The following is a 24810-nucleotide window of genomic DNA, read 5'->3' on the forward strand; positions in this document are numbered from 1 at the left end:
CTTGCGCCCGGCTCGGATCTTCGCCGGGTGGTCCTTGTCTGTGGTCGCCCCATGTGTATAGCATCAACCCCAGTCAATAAATAGGAAACTTTCCTAAGAGTTATTGAGTCAAACCTCCCAGTCAGACATCCGCGGTTAGGGGACTCGTCACCATGCAGCTGGCAGGCCGTGCCGCGGTCATGTCGAGGGGCCAGGAACGCCTGTGGTTCCTCGACCGGCTCTCCGGCGGCGACGCCTCGTACAACATCGCCGTCGCCGAGAGGCTCACGGGCGAGCTGGACGTGGCGGCGCTGGAGCGGGCGCTCACCGAGCTGACCGCCAGGCACGAGGCGCTGCGCACCGTCTTCCCCGAGGTGGACGGCGTGCCGACGGCCGTCGTACGCCCCTGCGAGCCGGTCGTCGCCGAGCGCGTCGAGGCCGCCGGGGAGAGCCTGCCCGGGCTGCTGGCCGAGCGCTCCAACCGGCCCTTCGACCTGGCCGCCGGGCCGCTGTTCCGGGTGAGCCTGCTGCGCGCCGGGCCGCGCGAGCACGTGCTGCTGATGGTGCTGCACCACATCGTGAGCGACGCCTGGTCGCTGGAGCGCATCCTGTACCCGGAGCTGTCGGCGCTCTACGCCGCGTTCGCCGCGGGCCTGCCCGCGCCGCCGCTGGAGCCGGCCGTGCCCTATTCGGAGTACGCCCGCCGCCAGCGCGAACAGGATCACGGCGCCCACCTGGAGTTCTGGCGCACCGAGCTGGCCGGGGTCCCGGCCCTGGAGCTGCCCGCCGACCGGCCCAGGCCCGCCACCCCGAGCGGCCACGGCGACCTGGTCATCCAGCGGATGCCGGTCGAGCTGTGGACCCGGGTGCGCGAGCTGGCCAGGGCGCAGCGGTGCACGCCGTTCATCGTGCTGATGGCCGCCTACCAGGCGATGCTGTCGCGGCACTCGGGCCAGGACGACTTCTGCGTGGCCACGGCGGTCGCCGGGCGCGACGAGGAGGAGTTCGAGCGGGTCTTCGGGCTGTTCATCAACACGCTGGCCGTCCGCGCCGACCTCGGCGGCGACCCGACCGTGCAGGAGCTGATCAAGCGGACGCGGCGCCGCCTGCTGAAGTCGTTCACGCACGCCGCGGTGCCGTTCGACGAGGTGGTGTCCGAGCTGCGGCCGTCCCGGGGGCAGGCACCGCTCGTCCAGACGCTGCTCAACCTGGACAACCCCGGCGAAGGGCTGAAGGAGGGCCCCGATCCGCTGCACCTGGCCGGGCTGGAGCGCACGCCGGTCGTGTCGGGGCTGGCCCCGGCCAAGTTCGACCTGGCCGTGGACGTGGTGGTGTTCGAGGAGCACCTGCAGTTCATGCTCACCTACAGCACCGATCTGTTCGAGCGCCCCACCGTGGAGCGGATGGGCGGGCACCTGCGGCGGCTGCTGGAGGAGATGACGGCGCGGCCTGAGGCCCGGCTGTCCGAGCTGCGCATGCTGCCGCCGGAGGAGCTGGCGCTGGTGCTGCCCGACCGGCTGGACGGGCTGATCGCCCGGCAGGTCGCCAGGACGCCCGCCGCTCCCGCCGTCGTCACGCCCGGCGGCGTCCTCACCTACGGCGAGCTGGCCGCCCGCGCCCGCGTGCTGGCCGGCGAGCTGCGCGAGGCCGGGGTGCGGGCGGGCAACCTGGTCGCGGTCCGGCTCAAGGCGGGGCCCGACGCCATGGTGGCCGTGCTCGCCGTGCTGATGTGCGAGGCCGCGTACGTGCCCGTGGACCCCGCGCAGCCGGAGCACCGCACGCGCGCCATGCTGGCGGGCTGCGCGGCGGTGATCGGCGAGGACGGCGTGGCGCCGGTCCCGGGCGAGGTGCACGAGCCCGTCCCCGGGGACGTCCTGGACGTCACCGGCGGGGGCGCGGGCGAGCTGGTGTCCGGGCGGGTCACCGCCGACGGCGCCGCGTACGTGATCTACACCTCGGGCTCGACCGGGACGCCGAAAGGAGTGGTCGTCAGCCACCGCAGCGCCGCCCGGCTGGCGGTCTCGTTCCGCGACGCGCACGGGTTCGAGCCGGGGCAGCGGGTGCTGATGGTGCCGCCGCTGAGCTTCGACGCCTCGGTGGGCGACATCTTCCCGGCGCTGATCAGCGGGGCCGCGCTGGTGCTGCATCCCGACCCGGTCTCGCTCAGCGGGCCCGAGCTGATGCGCCTGTGCTCCGAGCTGGGCATCACCATGGTCGACACGGCCTCGGCGCTGTGGCAGCAGTGGGTGGAGGACCTGGCGGAGGCCGGGCCGGTCGACCCGGGGCCGCTGACGACGATGATGGTCGGCGGCGAGAGCGTCCCCCTCGAACGGCTGCGCACCTGGGCCCGGCTCACCGGCGGCAAGGTCGCCTTCTACAACCACTACGGCCCCACCGAGGCCACCGTCTGCGCGACCGTCTGCCGCACCGTCGACGGCGGCGAGCTGGGGGAGCGCACGCACCTGCCGATCGGCGTCCCGCTGCCCCACGTGCGCGCGTACGTGCTGGACCGGCACGGCCGGCCCGCGCCCGCGGGCGTGCCCGGCGAGCTGCACCTGGGCGGCGAGTGCGTCGCCGAGGGCTACCTGGGGCGGCCGGACCTGACCGCCGAGCGCTTCCGCGACGACCCGTTCCTGCCGGGCGGCCGGATGTACGCGACCGGCGACCTGGTGCGGATGCGCGCCGACGGGACGCTGGACTTCCTCGGCCGCACCGACAGGCAGCTCAAGGTCAACGGGGTGCGGATCGAGCCCGGCGAGGTGGAGGCCGCCTGCCTGGCCCACCCGGCCGTCAGGGAGGCCGTGGTCACCGCCGTGGGCGGGCGGCTGGTCGCCTACCTGACCGGCGAACCGGTCGGGCTGGCCGAGCTGCGCGGCTTCCTGGCGGGACGCCTGCCGTCGTCGATGATCCCAGCGGCCGTGGTCACGCTGGACGCGCTGCCGCTGACGCCGCACGGCAAGGTCGACTTCCGGGCGCTGCCCGAGCCCGCCGCCGCGGCGACGCCGTACGAGAGCCCGCGCACCGGAACCGAGCGCGTGGTCGCGGCGGTGTGGGAGGAGATCCTCGGGGTGCGGGCCGGGCGCCGCGACGGCTTCTTCGAGCTGGGCGGCCACTCGCTGCTCACGCCCCGGGCGGTGGCCCGGCTGGCGGAGGAGACCGGGGTCCGGGTGCCGCTGCCGGTCTTCTTCGCCTGCGCCGACCTGGCCGAGCTCGCCGCCGCCCTCGACGGGCGCGCCCCGGAGGGGCCGCCCGACCTGCACGCCGAGGCGACGCTGCCTGCGGACTTCACGGTGGCGCCGGGCGGCGGCCGGGGCGAGCCGCGCCGGGTGCTGCTCACCGGGGCGACCGGGTTCCTCGGCGCGCACCTGCTCGCCGACCTGCTCACGCACTCCGACGCCACCGTGCTCTGCCTCGTCAGGGGCGACCATCCGCAGGAGCGGGTGCGGCGCAACCTCGCCGCGCACGGGCTGTGGCGCGACGACTTCGCCGGCCGCATCGCCTGCGAGCCAGGGGACCTCACCGGGCCGCTGCCCGACGTCGACTGCGACCTCATCGTGCACAGCGGCGGGCAGGTCGACTTCACCCGCCCGTACCGCGCGCTCAAGGCCGCCAACGTGGACGGCACGCTCGCCCTGCTCAGGCTCGCCGCCCGCCGCGGCACGCCCGTGCACCTGATCTCGACGCTCGGCGTCCACCTGACCCCGGGCGAGCGGGTGGTGCGCGAGGGCGACCCGCTGCCCGACCCCGCCGGCCTGCACCTCGGCTACGACCAGAGCAAGTGGGTGGGCGACCGGCTCGCCACGGCGGCCCGCGAGGCCGGGCTGCCCGTGACCGTGCACCGCCCGGCGCGCATCTCCGGCGACAGCCGCACCGGCGCCGGGCCCTCCGACGACTTCCTGCGCCGCCTGATCGCCACCTGCGCACTGCTCGGCACGGTCCCCGACGGCGAGGAGCTCGACCTGGCCCCCGTCGACCACGTCGCCGCCGCCATCGGGCACCTGGCCAGGACCGGCGCCACCGGCGACTTCCACTACCGCAACCCGCGCACGCTCGGCGCCGCCGACCTGGCGGCCGGCCTGGCCGCGCACGGCGTCCCGGTGCGGCTCGCGCCCGCCGCCGAGTGGCGCGCCGAGGTGCGGCGCAGGCTCGACGGCGGCGAGAGCCTGCCGCTCGCGCCCTTCCCCGCGTTCTTCGCCGAGTACGGCGACGACAGCACCGGCCCCACGTTCGACTGCACGGCGACCGAGCGGCTGCTGGCCGAGGCGGGGCTCGTCTGCCCGCCCGCCGCCGACCTGCTCGGCGTGTACCTGCCCCACCTGATCGGAGACCGCGATGCCTAGGACGTTCCTGGCCATCTGGTCGTCCCAGCTCCTGTCGATCATCACCTCCAGCGTCACCGGGTTCGTCCTGGGCGTGTGGGTGTTCCAGAAGACCGGCTCGGCGACCCAGTTCGTCACCATCACGCTCTGCGCGGTGCTGCCCGAGGTGCTGTTCGCGCCGCTCGCCGGGTCGCTGGCCGACCGGTGGGACCGGCGGCGGATGATGCTGGCCGCCGACCTGGGGGCCGCACTGGCCACCGGCGCGCTGGCCCTGCTGCTGACCACGGGCGAGCTCCAGGTGTGGCACATCTACGTGGTCACCGCCGTGAGCGCCGTCTTCGGGACCGCCCAGATGGCCGCCTACCACTCGATGCTGCCCAGCCTGGTGCCCAAGGAACAGCTCGGCCGGGCCAACGGCCTCATGCAGGTGGCCGACGCCGTCCGCGTCGCCGCGCCGCTGCTCGCCGGGGCGCTGCTCGTCGGCGTCGGCCTCACCGGGGTCGTGGTGATCGACCTGGTGACGTTCCTGGCCTCGCGGATCGTGCTCCACCTGGTGCCGCTGCCGCGCGAGGCGACCCGGCCGGGGGAGGGGCGGCCCGCCGAGCCGTGGCTGCGCGACCTGGCCTTCGGGCTGCGCCACCTGCGGACCCGGCGCGGGCTCGGCTGGCTGGTCGGGCTGCTGGCCGCCTACAACCTGTTCTTCGGCATGGCCGGGGTGCTCGTGCAGCCGCTCATCCTGTCGTTCGGCTCGGCGGCGCTGCTCGGCGCGCTCATGGCCGCGGGCGGCGCGGGCCTGTTCGTCGGCGGGCTGGTGCTGAGCGCGTGGGGCGGGCCCAAGCGGCGGGTGCGCGGGCTGCTCGCCTTCGTCGCCGCCGGCGGCGTGCTGCTCATGCTGCACAGCCTGAGCCCGTCGGCGCTGCTCATCGGCCTGGTCGCGCCCGCGTTCCTGTTCACGATCCCGTTCGTGCAGGGCACCGGCATCACGCTGATCCAGCTCAAGACCGCACCGGCCGAGCTGGGCCGGGTGCTCGGCGCCGTCCGCATGCTCACCCAGGCCGCGACCGTGCTCACCTACCTGGCGGCCGGGCCGCTCGCCGACCAGGTGTTCGAGCCGATGCTCGCGCCGGGCGGCGCGCTGGCCGGCAGCCTCGGCCAGCTCATCGGCACCGGGCCCGGCCGCGGCATCGCCACGATCTTCCTGCTCACCGGGGCCGCGCTGGTCGTGCTGGCGCCCCTGGCCTACCTCCAGCCGCGCCTTCGCCGGGTGGAGACGGAACTGCCCGACGCTGAGGAGTCATCCGATGCCGCTCTATCTCGATCCTGAAGAGTTACGCATATTTCGTGACCTGAACCAAGCGCCCGGAGGGTTCATCGACCTCGTGGGCGCGATGGCGTTCCGCGCGGCGGGAACCGCGCAGCGGCTCGGCGTCTTCGACGCGCTCGCCGCCGGAGCGCGCACCCCGGCGGAGCTCGCCACGAAGCTGGACGTCGCCGAGGGGCCGCTCACCGTGCTCCTCGACGCGCTCGCCGGCTTCGGGTACGTGCTCCGCGACGACGACGGTTACGCCCCGGGCCCGGCCGCCGACCCCTGGCTGGCGAACGGGCCACGCGACTGGTTCGCGCCGACGCTGGCACTGTGGCACGAGCTGATCGGCGAGTTGTGGACCGGCCTGGAGGAGGCGGTGCGCACCGGCCGGCCGCCCGAGCCGTACTACGCCTGGCTGGAACGCCGGCCCGGCACGTTGCGCACCTTCCAGGGGATGCTGGCCGGGATGGCGCGGGGCCTGGCCCCGGCCGTCGTCGCGGCGGTGCCCGGCCCGTACGGGAAGCTGCTGGACGTCGGCGGCGGCCACGCGATCTACAGCGCCGCCTTCTGCGAGGCCGCGCCCGGGACGACCGCGACCGTCGTGGACCTGCCCGGAGCCCTGGACGAGGGCCGGGCGCGGGTCGAGGAGGCCGGGCTGGCCGGGCGGATCACGCTCGTGCCCGGCGACCTGACCGTGCCCGCCGACTCGGCCGCGCTCGACAGCGCGTACGACACGGTCCTGCTGTTCAACGTGGTGCACGGGCTCGACCCGGACGGCGCCGCCGGCCTGGTCGCCAGGGCGGCGCGGGCGCTGCGGCCCGGCGGGCGGCTGCTCGTGCTGGAGCCGTACAGCGACCCGCCCGCCGGCACGCAGGGCCACACGGCCGCCTTCCTCGGCGGCTTCAGCCTCAACCTGGCCGCCACCCAGGGCGGACGCCTCTACACGTTCGCCGAGGTGGCCGGCTGGGCCGAGGCGGCCGGGCTGGGCGGGATCGAGCGGCTCCCGCTCGACGCCCCCGGCTCCGACGAACTGCTCGTGGCAAGACAGGAGACGGTGTGAAGATCCTCATCGCGGGCGCCGGTCCCGCCGGCAGCCTGCTGGCCTGCTACCTGGCCAGGCGCGGCCACCGCGTCGCCGTCTACGAGCGCCGCGACGACCCCAGGCTGCGCGACGACGAGGAAGGCCGCTCGATCAACCTGGGCCTGTCCGCCCGGGGCGTGCGCGCGCTCACCGACGTCGGGCTCATGCACGAGATCTGGCCGAGCACCGTGCCCATGCGCGGACGCGCGGTGCACGCCCCCGACGGCGCCGTCACCTTCCACCCCTACGGCAGGCGCGAGGAGGAGATCCTGCACTCCGTGCGCCGCCGCGACCTCGTCGTCAGCCTCATCGGCCACGCCGAGGCGCAGGGCGTCGCCTTCCACTTCGGCCACCGCGTCGTCGACCTCGACAAGGAGGCGCCCACGCTGACCGTCGAGCACGAGGACGGCCGGAGCACCGTCGAGGCCGACGCTGTGGTGGGCGCAGACGGCGCGTTCTCCGCGGTGCGCACGCTGATGCACCGGGGCACGCGCGCCGACCTGCACCAGGAGTTCCTGCCCTGGGGCTACAAGGAGCTGACGATCCCCAAGGTGCCCGAGCACCACGAGGCGCTGCACGTGTGGCCCGGCGGCGACGACGGGCTCATCGTCACCCATCCCAACCTCGACGGCTCGATGACGGCCACGCTGTTCCTGCCGTTCGAGCGGTTCGAGGAGATCGACGACCCGGAGGCGTTCTTCGCCGAGCGCTTCCCCGACGCGCTCGCGCTCATGCCGGACCTGGCCAAGGAGTACGCCGACCGGCCCGTGGGCCACCTGGTCTCGATCCGCACCACGCCCTGGCACGACGGCGGCAAGGTCGTCCTCATCGGCGACGCCGCACACGCCGTCTACCCGTTCTACGGGCAGGGCATGAACTCCTCCCTCGAGGACTGCACGGTCCTCGACCGATGCCTCGGACTCGGCGATACGCGTGCGGCCTTCGCCGAGTTCGAGCGGACCCGCCGGCCGCACACCGACGTCCTGGACGAGCTGTCCAGGCAGAACTTCGTCGAGCTGCGCGACCGGGTCCGCTCGCCGCTGCACCTGGCCCGCAAGCGCGCCGACCTGGTGCTCTCGGGCCTCTTCCCGGACCGCTGGGTCCCGCTCTACACGATGATCTCCCACACCACCACCCCGTACGCCGACGCGCTGGCCCGTGCCAGGCGCCAGGACGCCCTGCTGCGCTGGTCCGCCCTGGGAGCCGCCGGGCTCGCCGCGTTGTTGCTCGCCAGGAAGGTTCGCTGATGCTCACGGATCCCACCGATCCCTCCCGCGTGCTCATCGAGGTGAGCGATCTCGACGGCGGCCACGAACTGGTGCGGCGGTACGCGGAGCCGCTCGGCCACATCGTGACGTGGGCGCGCGAGTATCTGTGCCGGCCGCACCCGGAGCTCGGCAGGAAGGGGCCGGTCTGCCCGTACGCGCAGACCTCGCTCGACCGCGGCACCTTCTACCTGGCCGTCTGCCCCGGGGAGCCGGACGCGGCGCAGGTCGCCGAGGTGCTCGACGGCTACCGCTCGTGGTTCCAGCGGCTGGTCGCCCCTGAGGGGGTCTCGCCGCAGTTCCGCACCATCCTGGTGCTGCTGCCGGACCTGCCCGTCGATCGCGCCCCTGCGGTGATCGACGCGGCCCAGCTCGCGCTCAAGACCCGGTACGTGGAAGCCGGGCTGATGGTCGGCGAGTTCTACCCCGGCCCGCCGCCCAAGCACGGCCTGTGGAACCCGGACTTCCTGCCGCTGGGCTCCCCGGTCCCGTTGCTGGCCGTCCGGCACATGGTGGCCTCCGACTTCCCGTTCCTCAAGGACGACCCCGCGCACGCGGCGGCCTACCTGGAACGGTTCGGCGAGCGGCCGCCCGCCCCGCTGAGGGAGGCGGTGGCGGCCGCCCGCCAGGGCTGATCAGGCGGTCAGCAGCTCCATCGCGGCCTGGGCGTTCGCCCGGGCCGCGCCGTATGTGGCGATGTAGGCGGCGCTGCCGGGACGCCACACGGGCAGCCCCATCTCGATCACGATGGTGTCGGGCCGGCCCGTGACCAGCGCGGACACCAGGGTCCGGCTCTCGGCGTAGCGGTGCGCGTCCTTGACGACGACGAGCAGCGAACGCCCCCCGGCACGCTTGAGCAGCTCGTCGGGGCAGGCGTCGGCGGGCTTGACCCGGACGACCTCGGCGTGCGGCAGCCACGGCGACACCCCCCACGGCACGTCGCCCACGGCGATCGTCGGCGGCGTGTCCACCTCGACGACCAGCGGCACGTCCGACAGCGGCGCCGGCGCCCCGTCGAGCCGGACCGCGCGGCGGGCGGCGTCCAGGCCGACCCGGGTCAGCTCGGGCAGCGAGCCGGAGCTGTGGCCGGCCCAGGCGCGCAGCGCGGCCACGCGGGCGGCGGACCGCTCCAGCCCCTCCACCGACAGCACCCCGTCGGCGACGGCGTCCATGATCGCCGCGATGATCTTCTGGATCTCGTCGTAGCCCGGCTTGGGGCCCAGGCAGAGCAGGTCCGTCCCGGCCGCCAGCGAGGCGACGGCGCCACCGGCCAGCCCCACGCTGTCGGTGATCGCCTGCATGTCGAGCGCGTCGGTGACGACGACGCCGTCGTAGCCGAGCTCGCCCCGCAGCAGCCCGGTCAGCGCGGCCGGCGACATGGTGGCGGGCGTCTCACCGGTCAGCGCCGGGACCGCCACGTGCGCCGTCATGATCGACTTGGTGCCGGCCTGGACGGCCGCCAGGAACGGCGCCAGCTCCCTGGCCCGCAGCACCTCCAGCGGCACGTCCACCACCGGGATCGCCAGGTGCGAGTCGACCGTGGTGGCCCCGTGGCCCGGGAAGTGCTTGACGCAGGCGGCCACGCCCGTCGCCTGCAGCCCCTCGACCGCGGCCACCGTGTGCCGGGCCACCAGGTCCGGGTCCGAGCCGAACGCCCGGGTGCCGATCACCGGGTTGTCCTCGGCCGTGTTCACGTCGGCGTCCGGCGCCATGTCGAGGTTGATGCCCGCTGCGGCCAGCTCCGAGCCGATCGCCCGGTAGACCTGGCGGGTCAGGTCCACGTCGTCCACCGCGCCGAGGGCCGCGTTGCCGGGATACGGGCTGCCGACGTGGTAGGCGAGCCTCGTGACGTCGCCGCCCTCCTCGTCGAGGGAGATGACCGGCTCACCGGCGGCACGCAGGGCGGCGGTCAGCTCGCCGAGCTGGGCCGGATCGCCGACGTTGAACCCGAAGAGTGTCACGCCGCCGAGCCCGCCCTCGAGCTCCCTCAGCACCCAGGCGGGCGCGCTCAGCCCGTCGAACGCGACGAGCAGCGTGCCCGCCGCGAGGCGGCGTAGCCCCCGATCACTCTGGCTCATGAATCCTCATCGTTGTCAGGGCAGGACATGGGTACGGCCAGCGCACGGTGGAGCGCGCTGGCCGTACCGGAACCCGCGGGAAGGGAAGGGGTCAGCCCTTGACGGCCCCGGCCACCAGGCCGGAGACCATGCGGCGCTGGACCAGCAGGAAGAAGACGATGACCGGCAGGGTCATCAACGTGGAGGTGGCCATGATGGCTCCCCAGTCGGTGCCGCGCTGCCCGAAGAAGAACTGCAGCGCCACCGGCATCGTGTAGCCGGTGCTGTCGTTCATCAGGATCAGCGCGAAGATGAGATCGTTCCACGCGGTGATGAACGAGAAGATGCTCGTCGCGACCAGGCCCGGAGCCACCAGCGGGAACAGGACCTTCCAGAACGTGGTGAACCGGCTCGCGCCGTCGATCCACGCGGCCTCCTCCAGCGACTTGGGCACCGCGGCGACGAACGTGCGCAGCATCCAGATGCCGAACGGCAGCGTGAGACCGACCTGGATGACGATCAGCCCGAGCAGCTGGTCGTACAGGCCGAGCCGCTTGACGTTCAGGAACAGCGGGATGAGCAGTGCCTCCGACGGGATCATCTGCACGACGAGCAGCGTGATCAGGAAGCTGGTGCGGCCCTTGAACCGGAAGCGGGCCACCGCGGTGGCCGCCAGCAGCGCGAACACCGAGCCGATGAGCACGGTGCCGAGCGCCACGATCGCGCTGTTGCGCATGTAGAGCCAGATGGAGTTGCCCGCCACGCCCTCCGTCAGCACCTTCTCGATGTGCTCGAAGGTGAAGTGTGTGGGGAACGGGATGAAGTCCGTGGTGAAGATCTGGTCGTTGGCCTTGAACGACGTCGAGACCATCCAGTAGACCGGGAACATCGCGAACAGGAAGACCAGGACCCCGGCGGAGTTCAGCGCGATCTTGGTGAAGCGCTTGCGCGCCAGCGGCGTCATTGGACCTCCTCCGACTTGACCATCTGCCGGGTGTAGAACGCGGTGACGATGAGCAGGATGACCGTCAGCACCACCGCGATCGCGGCGCCCGTGCCCATCTTGGGCGGCGCCTTGAACGCCTCGGCGAACGAGAAGAGCGACAGGTTGAACGCCTCACGGTTCGTCGGTCCGTTCATCAGCACGTAGAGCTGGCTGAACACCTTGAAGTCCCAGATGATCGAAAGAATCGTCAGGACGGCGAAGACCGGCTTGAGCAGCGGGAAGGTGATCTTCCTGAACGTGCGCCACGGCGTCGAGCCGTCGACCCGGGCCGCCTCGTACAGCTCCGCCGGGATGCCGCGCAGGCCGGCCAGCACCGACACCGCCACGAACGGGAACGACGACCACAGGACGGTCAGGATGAGCGCCAGGTAGATCGACCAGGCGTCGTTGAGCCACGGCTGCCCCGTCCAGTCGGCCCGGCCGAAGAGCAGGCTCGACAGCCAGTCGGGGAGCAGGTTGAGCGCCCAGTTGATGACGCCCCTCTCGGCGTCGAACAGCCAGCGCCAGATGGTGCCCTGAGCGACCGGCGGGACGGCCCACGCCGACATGATGCCGATGATCACGAAGCTCGACATCCGCTTGCTGAGCCGGTTGAGCAGGATGCCGACCGCGGTGCCGAGCACCAGAGTGAGCGTGACGGTGATGGCGGCGAAGGCGACCGTGTTGCGCAGTGACGACCAGAAGACCGGGTTGTTGAAGATGGCCTCGAAGTTGCCGAACCCCACGTACTCAGGCTCGGCGGCCCCGCGGATCACCCGGAGGGTGACCTTCTGGAACGACATGATGACCATCTGGACCGTGGGGTACATCAGCAGTCCCACGATGACCAGAGTGCCCGGGATGAGCAGGGCGTACGGGACGAGCTTGGGGTTCATCCCGCTGGCCTTGCCCGGCTTGCGGGAGCTACGGCGGCGCCGCCCAGGGGCGGAGGAATTTCCTCCGCCCCTGGCGAGCGTTGACGTGTTCGTCATCGTTACTGCGCGTTCAGGATCTCTTCGAGTTCCGTGTTGGCCTTGGCGAGCGCCTCGTCGGCCGTGGCCTTGCCCTCGATGACCGAGCGGGCCGCGTTCTGCAGGACGGCCTTGGTCTCGTTGGCCTCGGTCCAGTTCGGGTCGGCCGGGAACGCCTTGGCCTTGGCGAAGGCGGCCGCGAACGGAGCCTGGGCCGGGTCACTGGCGAGCGAGGCCAGGGTGTCCGGGTAGACGGGCAGCAGGCCGCCGTCCATCGCGTAGCGGTCCGCCCACTTCTTGCTGGTGGCCAGCTTCACGAAGTCGGTGGCGAGTTCCTTGTTCTTGGCGTCGTTCCAGACGGCGATGTCGTTGCCGCCGAAGAACGCCGGGGTCTCACCGCCGGCCTTGGAGGGCAGCGGGAAGAAGGCCATCTGCTCCTCCTTCACCTTGCCCTTGCTCTCCTCCTTGATCGTGGCGATGTCCCACGACGCGGTGAGGTACATGCCGACCTTGCCGTTGGAGAACCGGGTACGGATGTCGGTCGTGTTCTGCGTGAGGCGGGACTTGCCGGACACGCCCGAGGTCACGATGCCCGTGTAGGTCTCGAAGCCGGTCTTGAAGGCGGGGTCGGTGAGCTTGCCGACCCACTTGTCGCCCTCCTTCACCGCGTACTCGCCGCCCTCGGACCAGGCCAGCGCGCCGAGGAGGTGGTTGGCGTCGGAGCCGCCGTTGAAGGCGAAGCCGTCGACGTCCTTGCCCTTCTCCTCCTGGATCTTCTTGGCGGCCGCGATGAGCTCGTCCCAGTTCTTCGGCACCTCGATCTTGAGGTCCTCGAACCAGTCCTTGCGGTACATCACCGCGCGGGTGCCCGCGCCCCACGGCATGGCGTAGACCTCGCCGTCGATGGTCTCCAGGCCGAACAGGTTCTTGGGAATGTTCGCCTGCTCACCGGAGGTGGTGATCGAGGTGACCGGCGCGAGGGCGTCCTGGCTCTGCCAGAGCGGCACCTGGTCGTTGCCGATCTCGGTCACGTCCGGGCCCTCGCCACCGGCGGCGGCGGCGGTGAACTTGTCGTTCACCTGCGGCCACGGGATCCACTCGACCTTCACCTCGGCGCCCGTGGTGGCCTTGAACTCGGCGACCAGCTCGTCGGTGTACTTCTGGGACGGCTCGTTCGGGACGCCAAGCCGCCACATGGTGAGGGTCTGCCCCGCCCACTTGGGGCCGGAGGCGCTGGCGGAGGCCGCCGGCTCGTTGGCGGCCGGCTCGGCGCCGCCGCCGCAAGCGGCCAGGCCCAGGGCCAGGGCGGCCGTGGTGACCGTGGTGGCCGTGATCTTAGAGATCCTCACTGGGATGCTCCCTTCCCGGCTAAATCGCATCGGGTCTCTGCGTCATCGGGTGCTGGGCCTGTGGTCCGCACCTGGCTGATCGTCAGTCTTGAATGGTGATAAACTAACAAGAAACTTTCTTAAAAGAAACTGGCGTTAGCGGATCGTGACGAGAGGGGAGAATGCCCGTGACACGGAACCCGGGGGTCCCGCGGCTGCTACGCCGGCTGAACGATCGGACCGCCCTGGAGCTGCTGCTCTCCGAAGGCCCCCTCACCCGCTCCGAGCTGGGTGAACGCACCGGACTCTCCAAGGTCACCGCAGGCCAGCTCCTCGCCAGACTGGAGGACCGCGGCCTCGTCGAAGTCACCGGACGCAGGGCCAGCGGACGCGGCCCCAACGCCGCCCTCTACGGCGTCGTGCCCACCAGCGCGCACGTCGCCGGGCTCGAAGTCCTGCCCGACGCCATCACCGTCGGTGTGGCGGACATCACCGGCAAGGTCGTCGTCGAGGTCGTCGTCGACCCCGCCGACGGGCGCGACCCCGTCGCCACCGTCCACGCCGCCGTCCAGCGCGCCTGCGCCTCCGCCCGGATCACCCTGCCCCAGCTCAAAGCCTTCGTCATCGGCACCCGCGGCGTCGTCGACCCCGCCAACGGCGACGTGCGCTTCTCCCACGACCTCCCCTCCTGGCACGTCGGCGTCCTCGCCAGCCTCCGCCGCACCCTCGGCGCCTCCGTCACGATAGAGAACGACGTCAACCTCGTCGCACTCGCCGAACACCGCTACGGCGCCGCCGCCGGACAGGACGACTTCGTCGTCGTCTGGACCGGCATCGGCCAGGGCCTCGGCGTCATGCTCGGCGGCCGGCTGCACCGCGGCATCACCGGCGGCGCCGGCGAGATCGGCTGGCTGCCCGTCCCCGGCGAACCACTGCCCGCCGACGTCACCCGCCCCCAATCAGGCTCCTACCAGCGACTCGTCGGCCTCGACGCCCTCACCGGACTCGCCCAGGAACACGGGCTCGCCGCCCGGCCTGGCGCCACCGGACCCGAGATCGTCAGAGCCGCCGTCGCCGGCGCCCGCACCGGCTTCCTCGCCGCCGTCGCCGCCCGCCTCGCCGTCGGCGTCGCCGCCGTCACCGTCGTCCTCGACCCCGGCCTCATCGTCCTCGCCGGCGACGTCGGCCGCGCCGGCGGCACCGAACTCGCCGCCATGGTCGAGGACGCCGTCGCCAAGGTCTGCCCCAGCCGCCCCCAGGTCGTCACCACCGGCATCACCGGCAACCCCGTGCTGCGCGGCGCCCTCGTCGCCGCCCTCGAGCAGGCCCGCGAGCAGGTCTTCTCCGACACTGTGTGAGAATTCTTGCCCATGTGGCTTCCTCCCGGTGACATCGTGCTCATCTCCGATCCGCGGGTGGCCGCCATCCCCGTCACCGACACCGGCGAACCCCTCGCCGAGGTACGCGGACGGCTGCGGCTCGACGACCGGATGGCCGACCCCGACGGCGCCTACGCCCGCCTGCGCGCCGGCCTCCTCGACCGGCTCGAGACCGCCGAACGGCGCCTGCCCGACGGCTTCCACCTGCTGATCGTCGAGGGCTACCGGCCCATCGCCGTCCAGCGGAAGATCTTCGACGACTACCGCGCCGAACTCGCCGCCCGCTTCCCCGGCCTCACCCCCGGCGAGCTCCACGCCGCCGCCAGCCGCTACGTCTCACCCGTCGACGTCGCCCCCCACACCGCCGGCGCCGCCGTCGACCTCACCCTCTGCGACCCCGACGGGGCCGAGTACGACATGGGCACCGCCGTCAACGACACCCCCGAGACCAGCGGCGGCGCCTGCTACACCGCCTCGCCCGACATCTCCGAGGACGCCCGGCGGCACCGCAAGATCCTCGCCGCCGCGCTGGAGCCCGCCGGGCTCGTCAACTACCCCACCGAGTGGTGGCACTGGTCGTACGGCGACCGCTACTGGGCGTTCGTCACCGGAGCCGGCCGGGCGTCGTACGGCCCCATCTGAACAGGCGCAACGGCAGATCCCTGCCGCCCGCCACCAGCATCCCCGCATGCGCGGCGAACGCCGTCCCGGGCACCGTCACCTCCAGCGGCTCCCACCCCTGACCCGGCACCCCGCTCCACAGCCGCCTCCGGCCGTCCAGGACGAACAGCCGCCCGTTCATCGCCCCCAACCCCCGAACCCCACCCGCAGCCCCCTCCCCGCGCGGGGCGGCGGCCCCTTCGGCGTCCCCCGGAGCCGGCCCGGCACCGTCCCCCAGTGGCCCGCCGTTGGTGGTGGCGGTTTCTTCGGGAGAGGCGGTCCGGATGGTGGCGGTCTCCTGGGGGGAGGTGGGCCGGGTGGGGGCGGTCTCTGCGAGGGAGGGCGCCCCGTCCTTAGCCCGCTCCCCGTACGTGGCGATCCCCTGGGTGGGGAGGGTGGCCCCGGGAGCCTGCCTGGCGCTGTCCCCCAATGCCCCGCCGTAGGTGGTGGTCTCCTGGGGGGTGGGGGTGGGGTGCCAGGTGGTGGTGCCGAAGGTGAGGCGCCAGAGGAGGTCCGAGGCGGTGGTGACGTAGAAGGTGCAGTCGGCGATGGCGAGGCCCGTGGCGTCGGCCGGGGCGGTGACGAGGTCGTGCCAGTGGGCGCCGTCGAAGTGGAGCAGGCGCCCGGTGCCGGTGACGCCGTAGAGGGCGACGGGCACGCCGGCGGCGGCCTCGCGGGGTGCGGCGAGGGCGCGGACGCCGGGCGTCGGCCCGACGGGCTCCCAGGGCAGGTTCTGGCCGCAGAGCTCGCGGCGCAGCAGGTCGCCGGAGGCGTCGACGGCGTAGAGGGTGCGGCCGAGCGCGGCGAGGGCGCGGATGTCGGCCTCGGGCCCGATGACCTCCCACGGGTCGCCGGCCCCGGTGGAGAGCCGGTCGATGACGTTGCGGGTGATGCGGTCGACGACGGGGTCGTGCAGGGTGTTGCCCCAGTTGACGGTGGCGGCGGTGAAGACGGTGCCGAGGCCGCTGGTGTAAACGCCCATGGTCGCCATCCCGCCCTGCCCGTAGCCGGCCCAGTGGCGCAGGTCGGCGGTGGCGAGGACGACGAACGTGGGCGGGGTGCCGTCGCGGCAGGTGGCGCGCGGGACGCCGCCGATCTCCTCGAACTCGGCGGCGTCGGTCTCGTAGCCGAGGCAGCCCTGGCCGAACTTGTCTCCGTCGGTCAGCCCGGTGCCGTCGAAGACCCAGTGGGAGGCGAAGCGCGCGGTGTAGGACTCTTCGAGCATGCGCGGCATGTGCGGGCCCCAGGTGCCGGCGCCGGCGCGGAAGCTGACGCCGGTGAGGGAGTTCTCGGGGCGGCCGGCGGCCGACCATTCGACGGTGGCCAGGCGGGGGTCCTCGACGGGGTCGGAGACGGGGTCGCGGTGGCAGACCATGGTCCGTCCGCCGTCTTCCAGCCGGATCTGCCACCAGCAGGTGTTGCCGGAGAAGAACGCGACGTTGCCGCCGCGGCGGACGTACTCCTCGACGGAGTCGCGCATTCCGGCGGACCAGTATTCGTCGTGGCCGTTGACGATGAGCATCCGGTGCCGGGTCAGCAGGTCGAGCCCGTCGTGGAGGTCGAGGTTGGAGCAGTAGGCGACGTCGTACCCGGCGGGGCGCAGCCATTCGATGAGGCCCTGTTCCCAGCGTTCGGGGGGCGGGCCGCAGCCGGGCCGGTCGAAGGTGACGCGGGCGGCGCGGTCGGGCGCCTCGGTCCAGTAGACGCTTTCGCCGGGCACGCCTGCCCGGTTGTACGCCTGCCAGGTGGTGAAGGGGATGCTGAGGAGGATCGGCGCGGCCGGCACGGCTTCCCGTACGACGAAGAAGACCTCGTTGTCGGGGCACGGCGTGTCGCCGGGCAGGCCGGGCGGCCACGGCTGTTCGGGGCCGAACCGGGCGCGGTAGAGGGAGCTGGGCCAGTCGGCGCCGATCGGCAGTTCCCAGCCGGGGGCGGCGTCGCCGGTGTGGACGACGCGGCCGTCGGCCATGTCGGTGACCTCGACGGGCGCCGGTCCGGACAGGACGAACGGCAGCCGTGCGCCCTGGGGGCAGGAGGTGGCGGTGGCGTAGGCGCGGACGCCGGTGGGCGGGGTCATCGGCGGGCGGCCTCGACGAGCAGGTCCTCCAGGGCGTACAGGTAGCGTTCGATGGCGTCGCTCGACAGGTGGCGGGTGTCGGCGGTGAGGGAGACGCCTTCGGTGGTGACGTGCACGCAGAAGCGGCAGTTGAGCTTGTCCTGGCTCATCTGCCATTCGAGCGCGGTGGCGGGCAGCGCGGCGTCGAGGTCGGCGGGGGCGCAGGCGGCGGGGCCCGGGTCGGCGAAGCGCATGTCGTTGAAGCAGCAGTTGGGGTGGACGGCGGTGCCGCGGCGGTCGCTCTCGTCGCGGACGATCCTGGCGCGGTCGGCGGGGTCGTGGTAGGCGCTGCGGTAGGCGCGCATGGCGGCGGGGGCGGCGGCGCGGAGCACGTCGGGGAAGTCGCCGTCGACGTCGAGCGTGAACAGGCCCTCCTGGGAGAGGGTGCTGACGATGCCGAGGGTGTCGCGGCGGAACCGGTTGCCGACGATGGGCAGCATGGCGCACCGGCCGGAGCCGGAGCAGCGTCCGGCGAGCGTGGCGGTGGCGGCGAGCAGCACGGTGGAGGTGCTGGTGCGGTTGGCGAGCGCGACGGCGCGGGTGGCCAGTTGCAGGGCGGGGGAGCGGAGGAGCGCGCGCCGGATGGGCGGGTCGGCGGGGTCGCCGCTCGGCCCGGCGAACATGGTGTCGGGCATGCGGGCGTGCTCGTCGGCCCAGTGGGCGGCGGCGGCGTCGGCGACCTGCCGTCCTTGGGGGCCGGCCTGCCAGTGGGCGAGGTCGAGCGGGCGGGGCGCGGGCGGGCCGGAGACGCGGCCGCGCAGCAGCAGGGTCCGCAGGTCGCGCAGGGCCACGTCGCTGCCGAGCCCGTCGGTGGCCAGGTGGCAGAAGACGAGCACGACGTGGGTGACGGTGTCGCCGTCCAGGACGAGCGCCACGCGCAGCGGCCATTCGGCGTGGTAGTCGAACCGGGTGGCGGCCAGTTCGGCCATCACCTTGTCGGGGTCGCCGGTGGTGACCTCGACGGGCATCCGCCCGGTGGCCTCCAGCCGCTGGCCGACGGGGTCGGCGAGCAGGGTGCGCAGGGAGCCGTGCCGTTCGACGAGGGCGGTGAGCGCGACGGTGACCTCGGCGACGGTCCGCGTGCCGGGGACTTTCAGCACCCGGCCGAAGTTGAAGTAGTGGTCGTCGGGTGCGGTGCGTTCGACGGCCTCCCAGATCGCCCGCTGGCCCCAGGTCAGCGGGGCGGTGCCGGAGTCGGGCGCGGAGAACCGGATCGTCATCGTCCGGCCAGGTGCCCGGCCAGCCGGTCGAGGTCGTCGAGCAGGTCGAGGCCGTCGCCGGTCAGGTCGACGGTGACCCCGAACTCGGTCTCGATGGCGTCGACGAGCCGGAGCTGGCCGATCGAGGTCAGTCCGAGCGCGGTGAGCGGCACCGTCGCCGTCAGGGCCTCGTGCTCGCTGATCGCGCCGTCGGACGACTCCGCGACGAGCGCGGCGAGCCGCTCTCTGATCATCACAGGCTCCCCCGCCGAAACTGGAAAGAATCCTAACTGTTCGAGTGTTCCACGGATCTTCCGAGTCTCGCAAGGCCGTGGAATACGGCCTTGTGTGCGTCGCCGGTGCATGCCACACTGAACGCCCACCCATAAAAAGTAAAGTTTCCTATTAGAAACGCCGATGGCTGTTCCGGGGGCCGATCGTGAGCGTTACCCTTCCCGGCCTGCTCAGGCAGCGGGCCGCAGCAGACCCCGGCCGCGTGGCGATGACCGTCCACGGCTCGGGCTCGATCACGTTCGATGAGTGGGAGACCAGATCCGACCGCGTGGCCGCCGGGCTCACCGCTCGCGGCGTGCGCCCTGGAGACCGGGTGGGGCTGGTCTTCGGAAACAGCAACTGGCTGGAGTATGCCATCGCCTTCTTAGGCGTGGCCAAGGCGGGCGCGGCGGCGGTGCCGCTGTCGGACCGCCTGGCCGCCCCCGACGTCGACGCGATGCTCGCGCACTGCGGCGCCGCCGCCGTGCTGAGACCCGGCGAGCTGCCCGACGCGCCCGGCGAGGTGACACTGCCCGAGCCCGGCGCCCTGGCCCAGATCCTCTACACCTCCGGCACCACCGGCCGCCCCAAGGGCGTCAGCGCCACCCACGCCAACCTGGCCCACGGCTGCGGGGGCAGGCGACGGCCCTTCGCGCACAGCCGCCACCTCGCGCACGCCTTCCCCATCGGCACCAACGCCGGGCAGTGGATGCTCGTCAACGCCGTGGACGCCCACCCCGAGGTGGTGACGCTGCCGGTGTTCACCCCCGCCAGGTTCGCCGCGCTGATCGAGCACTACCAGGCCGGCACCGTCTTCCTCGTGCCCGCGATGGCCATCGAGATGCTCGCCGCCCGCGTCCACGAGCGGCACGACCTGTCCAGCGTGCTCCTGCTCGGCTCGGCCGCCGCGCCGCTGCCCGGCCGGGTGGCCGCCGGGCTGTCCGACGCCTTCCCGAACTCCACGATCACCAACTACTACACCTCCACCGAGGCGGCGCCCGCCCAGACCGTGATGATCTACGACCCGGAACGGCCGACGAGCGTGGGCCGGGCCGCCGCCGGGGGCGCGGTGCGGATCGCCACCGCCGAGGGCGAGCCGCTGCCGCCCGGCGTCACCGGCGAGGTGTGGATGCGCTCCCCGGCGGCCGTGCGCGCCTACTACGGCGACGCGACGGCGACCGGCGAGGTGTTCCGGGACGGCTGGGTGCGCATGGGCGACCTCGGCTACCTGGACGGCGACGGCTACCTCTACCTGGTCGACCGGGAGAGCGACGTGATCAAGTCGGGCGCGTACAAGGTGTCCACGATCCACGTCGAGGACGCCGTCTACCAGCACCCGGGCGTGACCGAGGCGGCGGCGTTCGGCGTCCCGCACCCGACGCTCGGCAAGGCGGTCGCCGTCGCCGTCGTCGGCGGCGTGGCGCACGAGGACCTGCGGATCTTCCTGAAGGGCCGGCTGGCCCCGCACGAGCTGCCCGTACGGCTCGTGACCGTCGACGTCTTGCCCCGCAATCACGGAGGCAAGGTGGACAAGCGCGCACTGCGAGAGGTTGTTCGATGACCGAGGTTTCGTACGCCCAGCACGGCATGTGGATCACGGAAAGGATGGGTGCGGGGTCCGCTTACCACATGCCGATCGTGATCCGGTTCGCCGTGCCACCGGACCGTGGCGCGCTCGCCAAGGCCGTCACCGCCGTGGTCGAGCGCCACCCGCTGCTGGGCAGCGCGTTCGAGGACCGGGGCGGCGAGCCGCACCTGGTGCCGGCCGACGTCCAGCCCGCGCTGACCGACCAGCCCGTGGCACTGGACCTGGAGCGCGGCCCGCTGGCCCGCTTCCAGCTCGACGGCGACACGCTGACGATCGTCGCCCACCACCTGGTGTTCGACGGCCAGTCCAAGGACGTGCTGGTGGCCGACCTGGCCGCCGCGCTCGACGGCACGATCGCCGAGCCGCTGGAACGTGCCGACCACGCCGCGCTCCAGCGCGAGCGCGTCGAGGCGCGGCTGGCCGAGGCCGGGGCGTTCTGGGCCGGGCGCTGGCGCGAGCCGGGCGAGGTCGTGGTGGCCGGTGACGTGCTGCGCTCGCGCCGCGCCGGGACCGGCGCGCTCGCCGAGTTCGACCTCGACGTGCCCGAGCTGCCCGGCCTGACCAGGTTCGAGGTGGTGGTCGCCGCGCTGCACGCGCTCCTGCGCTCCTACGGCAACGCCGACGTGGTGACCGCCGTGGACCTGTCCACCCGGACCGCCGCCGAGACCGGCCACGTCGGCCCGTACGTCAACGAGCTGCCCGTCTACTCCACGCCCTCGCCGGACGCGCCGTTCGGCGAGTTCGCCGCCGGGCTGCGGGCCGAGCTCAGGCGGGTGTACGAGGTCCGCGAGGTGCCCATCGCCCGCGCCGTGCCCGGCATCAGGCCGCACGCCGCGCTCGCCCCGATCTCCGTCAGCTACCGGCGCGGCGGGACCGCTCCCGCCGGGTGGGACGTCGACTGGCTGGCGTTCAACGGGGCGGTGCGCGGCGCGCTCCAGCTCCAGCTCCTGGACGGGCCCGGCGGCCTGTCGGCGAGCCTGCGCTACGACCCGGCCGAGCTGCGCGACCCCGGCCGGTTCGCCGCCGACCTGATCGCGGTGCTGGGCCGGGCGACGCCCGAGCGCCCGCTGCGCGAGCTGGCCGCCTTCCAGGAGACCGTCACGGCGGAGGCGCAGGCGCCCGCCGCGGAACCCGCCCAGGTGGACGACGGGGGTGCCGACCTGGGCGGGGACCCGCTGATCGGGGAGATCACCGCGATCTGGGAGGAGGTGCTCAAGCTCTCGCCGATCCAGCCCGAGGACGACATCTTCGACCTGGGCGGCCACTCGCTGAGCATCACGCAGATCATCGCCCGCATGCGCAAGCGCCTCGGCGTGGAGATCGACCTGGACGACTTCTTCGACAACCCGACCGTCGCCGGCGTCGTCGAGGTGATCAGGAGGTGACCTCGCTCCTCGAACGGGCCGCCGGGCCCATCCTGGACGACGCCGACCTGTCGCTCATGCTCACCATCCGGGCCTTCGAGCTCAAGCTGCTCGACCTGTTCGGCGAGGGGCGGCTCAACGGCACCACGCACACCTGCCTCGGCCAGGAGTACGTGCCCGTGGCCCTGGAGCCGCTGCTCGGCCCGGCCGACCACGTCTTCAGCAACCACCGCGGCCACGGCCACTACCTGGCCCGCTTCCGCGACCCGCACGGCCTGCTGGCCGAGATCATGGGCCGGGAGGGCGCCATCTGCCACGGCGTGGGCGGCAGCCAGCACATCCGGCGCGAGCGCTACCTGTCCACCGGCGTGCAGGGCGAGAGTCTGCCGGTGGCCGCCGGGGTGGCGCTGCGCCTGCGGCGTGCCGAGCCGGGCGCGCTGGCCTGCGTCTACATCGGCGACGGCACGTTCGGCGAGGGCGCCGTGTACGAGGCGCTCAACCTGATCGCGCTGTGGCGGCTGCCGGTGCTGGTCGTCGTCGAGCACAACGGCATCGCCCAGTCCACGCCCACGACGGCCCACATGGCGGGCACGATCGCGGGCCGGGCGGCGGCGTTCGGCATCGCGCACGAGCGCGTCGAGGGGTTCGACCTGCCCGCGATCCGGCGGCGGCTCGCCCCGCCGGTCGCGCGGGTGCGCGAGGGCGTCCCGCTCGTGGTGGAGTTCGCCACGCACCGCCTGGGCCCGCACAGCAAGGGTGACGACACCAGGAGCGCGCAGGCCGTACAGGAGGCGAGGGACGCCGACTGGCTGGAGCGCTGCCGCGCGGTGCGGCCGGAGCACGTCGGCCGGCTGGAGCGGGAGGCGCGCGAGCACGTCGACGCCGTCGCCGAGGAGGTCGCGGCCCGGCCGCCGTCCAGGTGGGTGCGCGCATGAGGGTCGCGGAGAACCTGAACGCGGCGCTGCACGCGGTGATGGAGCGGCAGCAGGACCTCTACCTGCTGGGCGAGGACGTCCTCGACCCGTACGGCGGCGCCTTCAAGATCACCAAGGGGCTGTCGACGGCGTTCCCCGAGCGGGTGCTGTCCACGCCGATCAGCGAGGGCGCGATCACCGGCGTGGCCGCCGGGCTGGCGCTGGCGGGCGACCGGGCGATCGTCGAGATCATGTTCGGCGACTTCGCCGCGCTGGCCTTCGACCAGCTCCTCAACTTCGCCGCCAAGTCCGTGTCCATGTACGGCGAGACGGTGCCGATGCGGATGGTGGTGCGCTGCCCGATGGGCGGCGGGCGCGGCTACGGGCCCACGCACAGCCAGAGCCTGCAGAAGCACTTCATCGGCATCCCGGGCCTGGCGCTGTACGAGATGTCGCCCTTCCACGACAACCTCGCCGTGTTCGAGGAGATGCTGGCACGCGCCGAGCCGTGCGTGCTGTTCGAGGACAAGGTGCTCTACACGCGGCAGATGCACCAGGTGGACGCGCCCTTCTCGGTCGAGGTGGCCGGCGGGGTGGCCCGGGTGTTCCTGGACGACACGCCCGACTGCGTGATCGTCGCGCCGGGCGGCGTGGCGCACCGGGTGGTGGCGGCGATGCGCTCGCTGCTCCTGGAGGACGAGATCGGCTGCACGCTGCTGGTGCCGTCGCGGCTCTACCCCTTCGACGTGGAGGTGCCCGCGGCCCGGCACGTGTTCGTGGTGGAGGAGAGCACGGCCGGCGGCACCTGGGGCGCGGAGGTCGCGCACCACGTCCACCAGCGGCACTGGGACCGGCTGGCCGGCCCGGTGACGCTCGTCCACTCCGCCGGCTCCGTCATCCCCACGGCCTCCCACCTGGAGCGCGAGGTGCTGGTGGACGAGGCCGACATCCACCGCGTGATCAGGAAGGTCGTCCGTGGCTGAGCTGCGCCTGCCCAAGCTGAACAACAACGACACCGAGTACCTGCTGGTCGAGTGGCTCGTCCCTGATGGCACGCCGGTGCACGAGGACGACGCCGTCGCCGTGGTGGAGACGTCCAAGGCGGCCGAGGAGCTGCCCGCCGACGCCACCGGCACGCTGCGCCACGCGGTCAAGCCGGGCACCTGGTGCCGCCCCGGCGAGCTGCTGGCGACGATCGGCGACGAGCCCGCCGAGCCGGCGCCCGCTACCGCCCCTGCGGCGAGCGCGGCGTCGCAGGCCGGGCCGCTCGTCACCGCCCCCGCGCAGGCGTTCGCCGACGAGCACGGCATCACCGCCGAGCAGCTCGCCGGGCTCGGCGTCGACGTGGTCCGGCGGGCCGACGTCGAACGCCTCCTCGACGGCCCCGCCCGCCGCGAGCTGCCCCGCGTCCAGCGGGCCGTGGCCAGGGCCGTGGAGCTGTCCCACCAGAGCATCCCGGCCGCCTACCTGGTCGTCAGGATGGACCTCGGCCCCGCGCTCAAGCGGGCCGAGGCGGCCACCCGCGAGGTGCGCAGGCCCGTCGGGCTCGCCGAGCTGTTCGTCCAGGCGGTGGCCGGGCTGCACGAGAAGCACCCGCTGTTCTTCGCCACCTACGAGGGCACGCACGCGCTGCTCTCCGACGAGCCGAACATCGGCGTCACCCTCGACGTGGGGGAGGGCCTGTACGTGCCGGTCGTGCACGACGCGGCCCGTCGCCCGCTCAAGGAGATCGCCACCGCGCTGATGAAGCACCGCCTGGCCGCCGCGTCCGGCGACTTCAAGGAGGCAGACCTGGCCGGGGCCAACTTCGTCGTCACCCTGCACACCGAGGGCGACGTCGTGCTGGCCGTGCCGTTCGTCTTCCCGGGCACCGCGTGCGCGCTGGCCGTCACCGGGCCGTCCGACGGCACCGTCGCGCACATCGGGCTCGCCTACGACCACCGGCTGGTCAACGGGCGTGACGCGGCGCTGTTCATGGCCGCGCTGAAAAGCGCTATTGAAGGCTAGTTTGCCCACATACTTTTCC

At 73.0% G+C, this 24810-nt stretch carries 19 protein-coding genes; 12 read left to right on the top strand and 7 right to left on the bottom strand.

All coding sequences use genetic code 11. From position 1 onward, the window contains the following. Positions 1–152 precede the first annotated feature (152 nt). Genes ACBI99_RS25670 through ACBI99_RS25690 form a run of 5 tightly spaced genes read left to right on the top strand, consistent with a single transcriptional unit; the run spans position 153 to position 8585 of the window. Positions 153–4319, top strand: coding sequence for an amino acid adenylation domain-containing protein (locus tag ACBI99_RS25670; protein WP_375073682.1), 4167 nt, complete (start codon positions 153–155; stop codon positions 4317–4319). After that, positions 4312–5622, top strand: coding sequence for an MFS transporter (locus tag ACBI99_RS25675; protein WP_357585242.1), 1311 nt, complete (start codon positions 4312–4314; stop codon positions 5620–5622). Before ACBI99_RS25670 ends, ACBI99_RS25675 begins: the two co-directional genes overlap by 8 nt. Further along, complete coding sequence (locus ACBI99_RS25680; RefSeq protein ID WP_219503298.1) at positions 5600–6664, top strand: methyltransferase; 1065 nt, start codon at positions 5600–5602, stop codon at positions 6662–6664. Before ACBI99_RS25675 ends, ACBI99_RS25680 begins: the two co-directional genes overlap by 23 nt. After that, positions 6661–7932, top strand: a complete 1272-nt coding sequence (locus ACBI99_RS25685; RefSeq protein WP_219503295.1) for an NAD(P)/FAD-dependent oxidoreductase — start codon at positions 6661–6663, stop codon at positions 7930–7932. The genes ACBI99_RS25680 and ACBI99_RS25685 overlap by 4 nt, the downstream gene beginning before the upstream one ends. After that, entirely contained in the window at positions 7932–8585 is a 654-nt protein-coding gene (locus ACBI99_RS25690; RefSeq protein ID WP_219503293.1) for a DUF6875 domain-containing protein, read from the top strand. Before ACBI99_RS25685 ends, ACBI99_RS25690 begins: the two co-directional genes overlap by 1 nt. Here ACBI99_RS25690 and ACBI99_RS25695 read toward each other — a convergent pair whose 3' ends face one another. The 4 genes from ACBI99_RS25695 to ACBI99_RS25710 form a co-directional block, all read right to left on the bottom strand. Continuing rightward, on the bottom strand, positions 8586–10028 hold the full coding sequence (locus ACBI99_RS25695) for a glycoside hydrolase family 3 protein (RefSeq protein ID WP_219503290.1): 1443 nt from the start codon (positions 10026–10028) through the stop codon (positions 8586–8588). Positions 10029–10119: 91 nt separating this feature from the next. Further along, positions 10120–10971: a carbohydrate ABC transporter permease gene (locus ACBI99_RS25700; protein ID WP_375073683.1), complete on the bottom strand. Its 852-nt coding sequence runs from the start codon at positions 10969–10971 to the stop codon at positions 10120–10122. Continuing rightward, positions 10968–11888, bottom strand: coding sequence for a carbohydrate ABC transporter permease (locus tag ACBI99_RS25705; protein WP_375073684.1), 921 nt, complete (start codon positions 11886–11888; stop codon positions 10968–10970). Before ACBI99_RS25705 ends, ACBI99_RS25700 begins: the two co-directional genes overlap by 4 nt. A gap of 98 nt (positions 11889–11986) precedes the next feature. Then, complete coding sequence (locus tag ACBI99_RS25710) at positions 11987–13312, bottom strand: extracellular solute-binding protein (protein ID WP_375073685.1); 1326 nt, start codon at positions 13310–13312, stop codon at positions 11987–11989. 167 nt (positions 13313–13479) lie between these two features. Here ACBI99_RS25710 and ACBI99_RS25715 point away from each other — a divergent pair, with 167 nt between their 5' ends. Together ACBI99_RS25715 and ACBI99_RS25720 are read left to right on the top strand one after the other, a co-directional pair. Continuing rightward, the gene (locus ACBI99_RS25715; protein WP_375073686.1) at positions 13480–14649 is read left to right on the top strand and encodes an ROK family protein; all 1170 of its coding nucleotides are present in this window, start codon (positions 13480–13482) and stop codon (positions 14647–14649) included. Positions 14650–14661: 12 nt separating this feature from the next. Continuing rightward, the gene (locus ACBI99_RS25720; protein WP_219503269.1) at positions 14662–15312 is read left to right on the top strand and encodes a M15 family metallopeptidase; all 651 of its coding nucleotides are present in this window, start codon (positions 14662–14664) and stop codon (positions 15310–15312) included. On the opposite strand, the gene ACBI99_RS25725 is transcribed toward ACBI99_RS25720, so the two are convergent. From ACBI99_RS25725 to ACBI99_RS25735, 3 genes are read right to left on the bottom strand one after another with little or no spacing between them, the layout of a single operon-like run. Continuing rightward, positions 15275–17407, bottom strand: a complete 2133-nt coding sequence (locus ACBI99_RS25725) for a N,N-dimethylformamidase beta subunit family domain-containing protein (RefSeq protein ID WP_375073687.1) — start codon at positions 17405–17407, stop codon at positions 15275–15277. The two genes, ACBI99_RS25720 and ACBI99_RS25725, sit on opposite strands and share 38 nt — an antisense overlap. Next, a complete protein-coding gene (locus ACBI99_RS25730) occupies positions 17404–18666 on the bottom strand; it encodes a condensation domain-containing protein (RefSeq protein ID WP_375073688.1) in 1263 nt (420 codons plus the stop codon). Before ACBI99_RS25730 ends, ACBI99_RS25725 begins: the two co-directional genes overlap by 4 nt. Beyond that, on the bottom strand, positions 18663–18899 hold the full coding sequence (locus tag ACBI99_RS25735) for an acyl carrier protein (protein WP_246644443.1): 237 nt from the start codon (positions 18897–18899) through the stop codon (positions 18663–18665). Before ACBI99_RS25735 ends, ACBI99_RS25730 begins: the two co-directional genes overlap by 4 nt. 185 nt (positions 18900–19084) lie before the next feature. On the opposite strand from ACBI99_RS25735, the gene ACBI99_RS25740 reads away from it, so the two are divergent. The 5 genes from ACBI99_RS25740 to ACBI99_RS25760 all read left to right on the top strand — a co-directional run bounded on the left by ACBI99_RS25740 (position 19085) and on the right by ACBI99_RS25760 (position 24791). Next, complete coding sequence (locus ACBI99_RS25740; protein WP_357585234.1) at positions 19085–20479, top strand: AMP-binding protein; 1395 nt, start codon at positions 19085–19087, stop codon at positions 20477–20479. A 68-nt stretch (positions 20480–20547) separates the two neighbouring features. Further along, the gene (locus ACBI99_RS25745; protein ID WP_375073689.1) at positions 20548–21891 is read left to right on the top strand and encodes a phosphopantetheine-binding protein; all 1344 of its coding nucleotides are present in this window, start codon (positions 20548–20550) and stop codon (positions 21889–21891) included. Further along, the gene (locus tag ACBI99_RS25750; protein WP_375073690.1) at positions 21888–22805 is read left to right on the top strand and encodes a thiamine pyrophosphate-dependent dehydrogenase E1 component subunit alpha; all 918 of its coding nucleotides are present in this window, start codon (positions 21888–21890) and stop codon (positions 22803–22805) included. The genes ACBI99_RS25745 and ACBI99_RS25750 overlap by 4 nt, the downstream gene beginning before the upstream one ends. Continuing rightward, positions 22802–23767: an alpha-ketoacid dehydrogenase subunit beta gene (locus ACBI99_RS25755; protein WP_375073691.1), complete on the top strand. Its 966-nt coding sequence runs from the start codon at positions 22802–22804 to the stop codon at positions 23765–23767. The genes ACBI99_RS25750 and ACBI99_RS25755 overlap by 4 nt, the downstream gene beginning before the upstream one ends. Further along, on the top strand, positions 23760–24791 hold the full coding sequence (locus ACBI99_RS25760) for a 2-oxo acid dehydrogenase subunit E2 (protein WP_375073692.1): 1032 nt from the start codon (positions 23760–23762) through the stop codon (positions 24789–24791). The genes ACBI99_RS25755 and ACBI99_RS25760 overlap by 8 nt, the downstream gene beginning before the upstream one ends. The last annotated feature ends 19 nt before the right edge of the window (positions 24792–24810 follow it).

The sequence above is a fragment of the Nonomuraea sp. ATR24 genome, from assembly GCF_041950485.1.
Lineage (GTDB): Bacteria > Actinomycetota > Actinomycetes > Streptosporangiales > Streptosporangiaceae > Nonomuraea > Nonomuraea ceibae.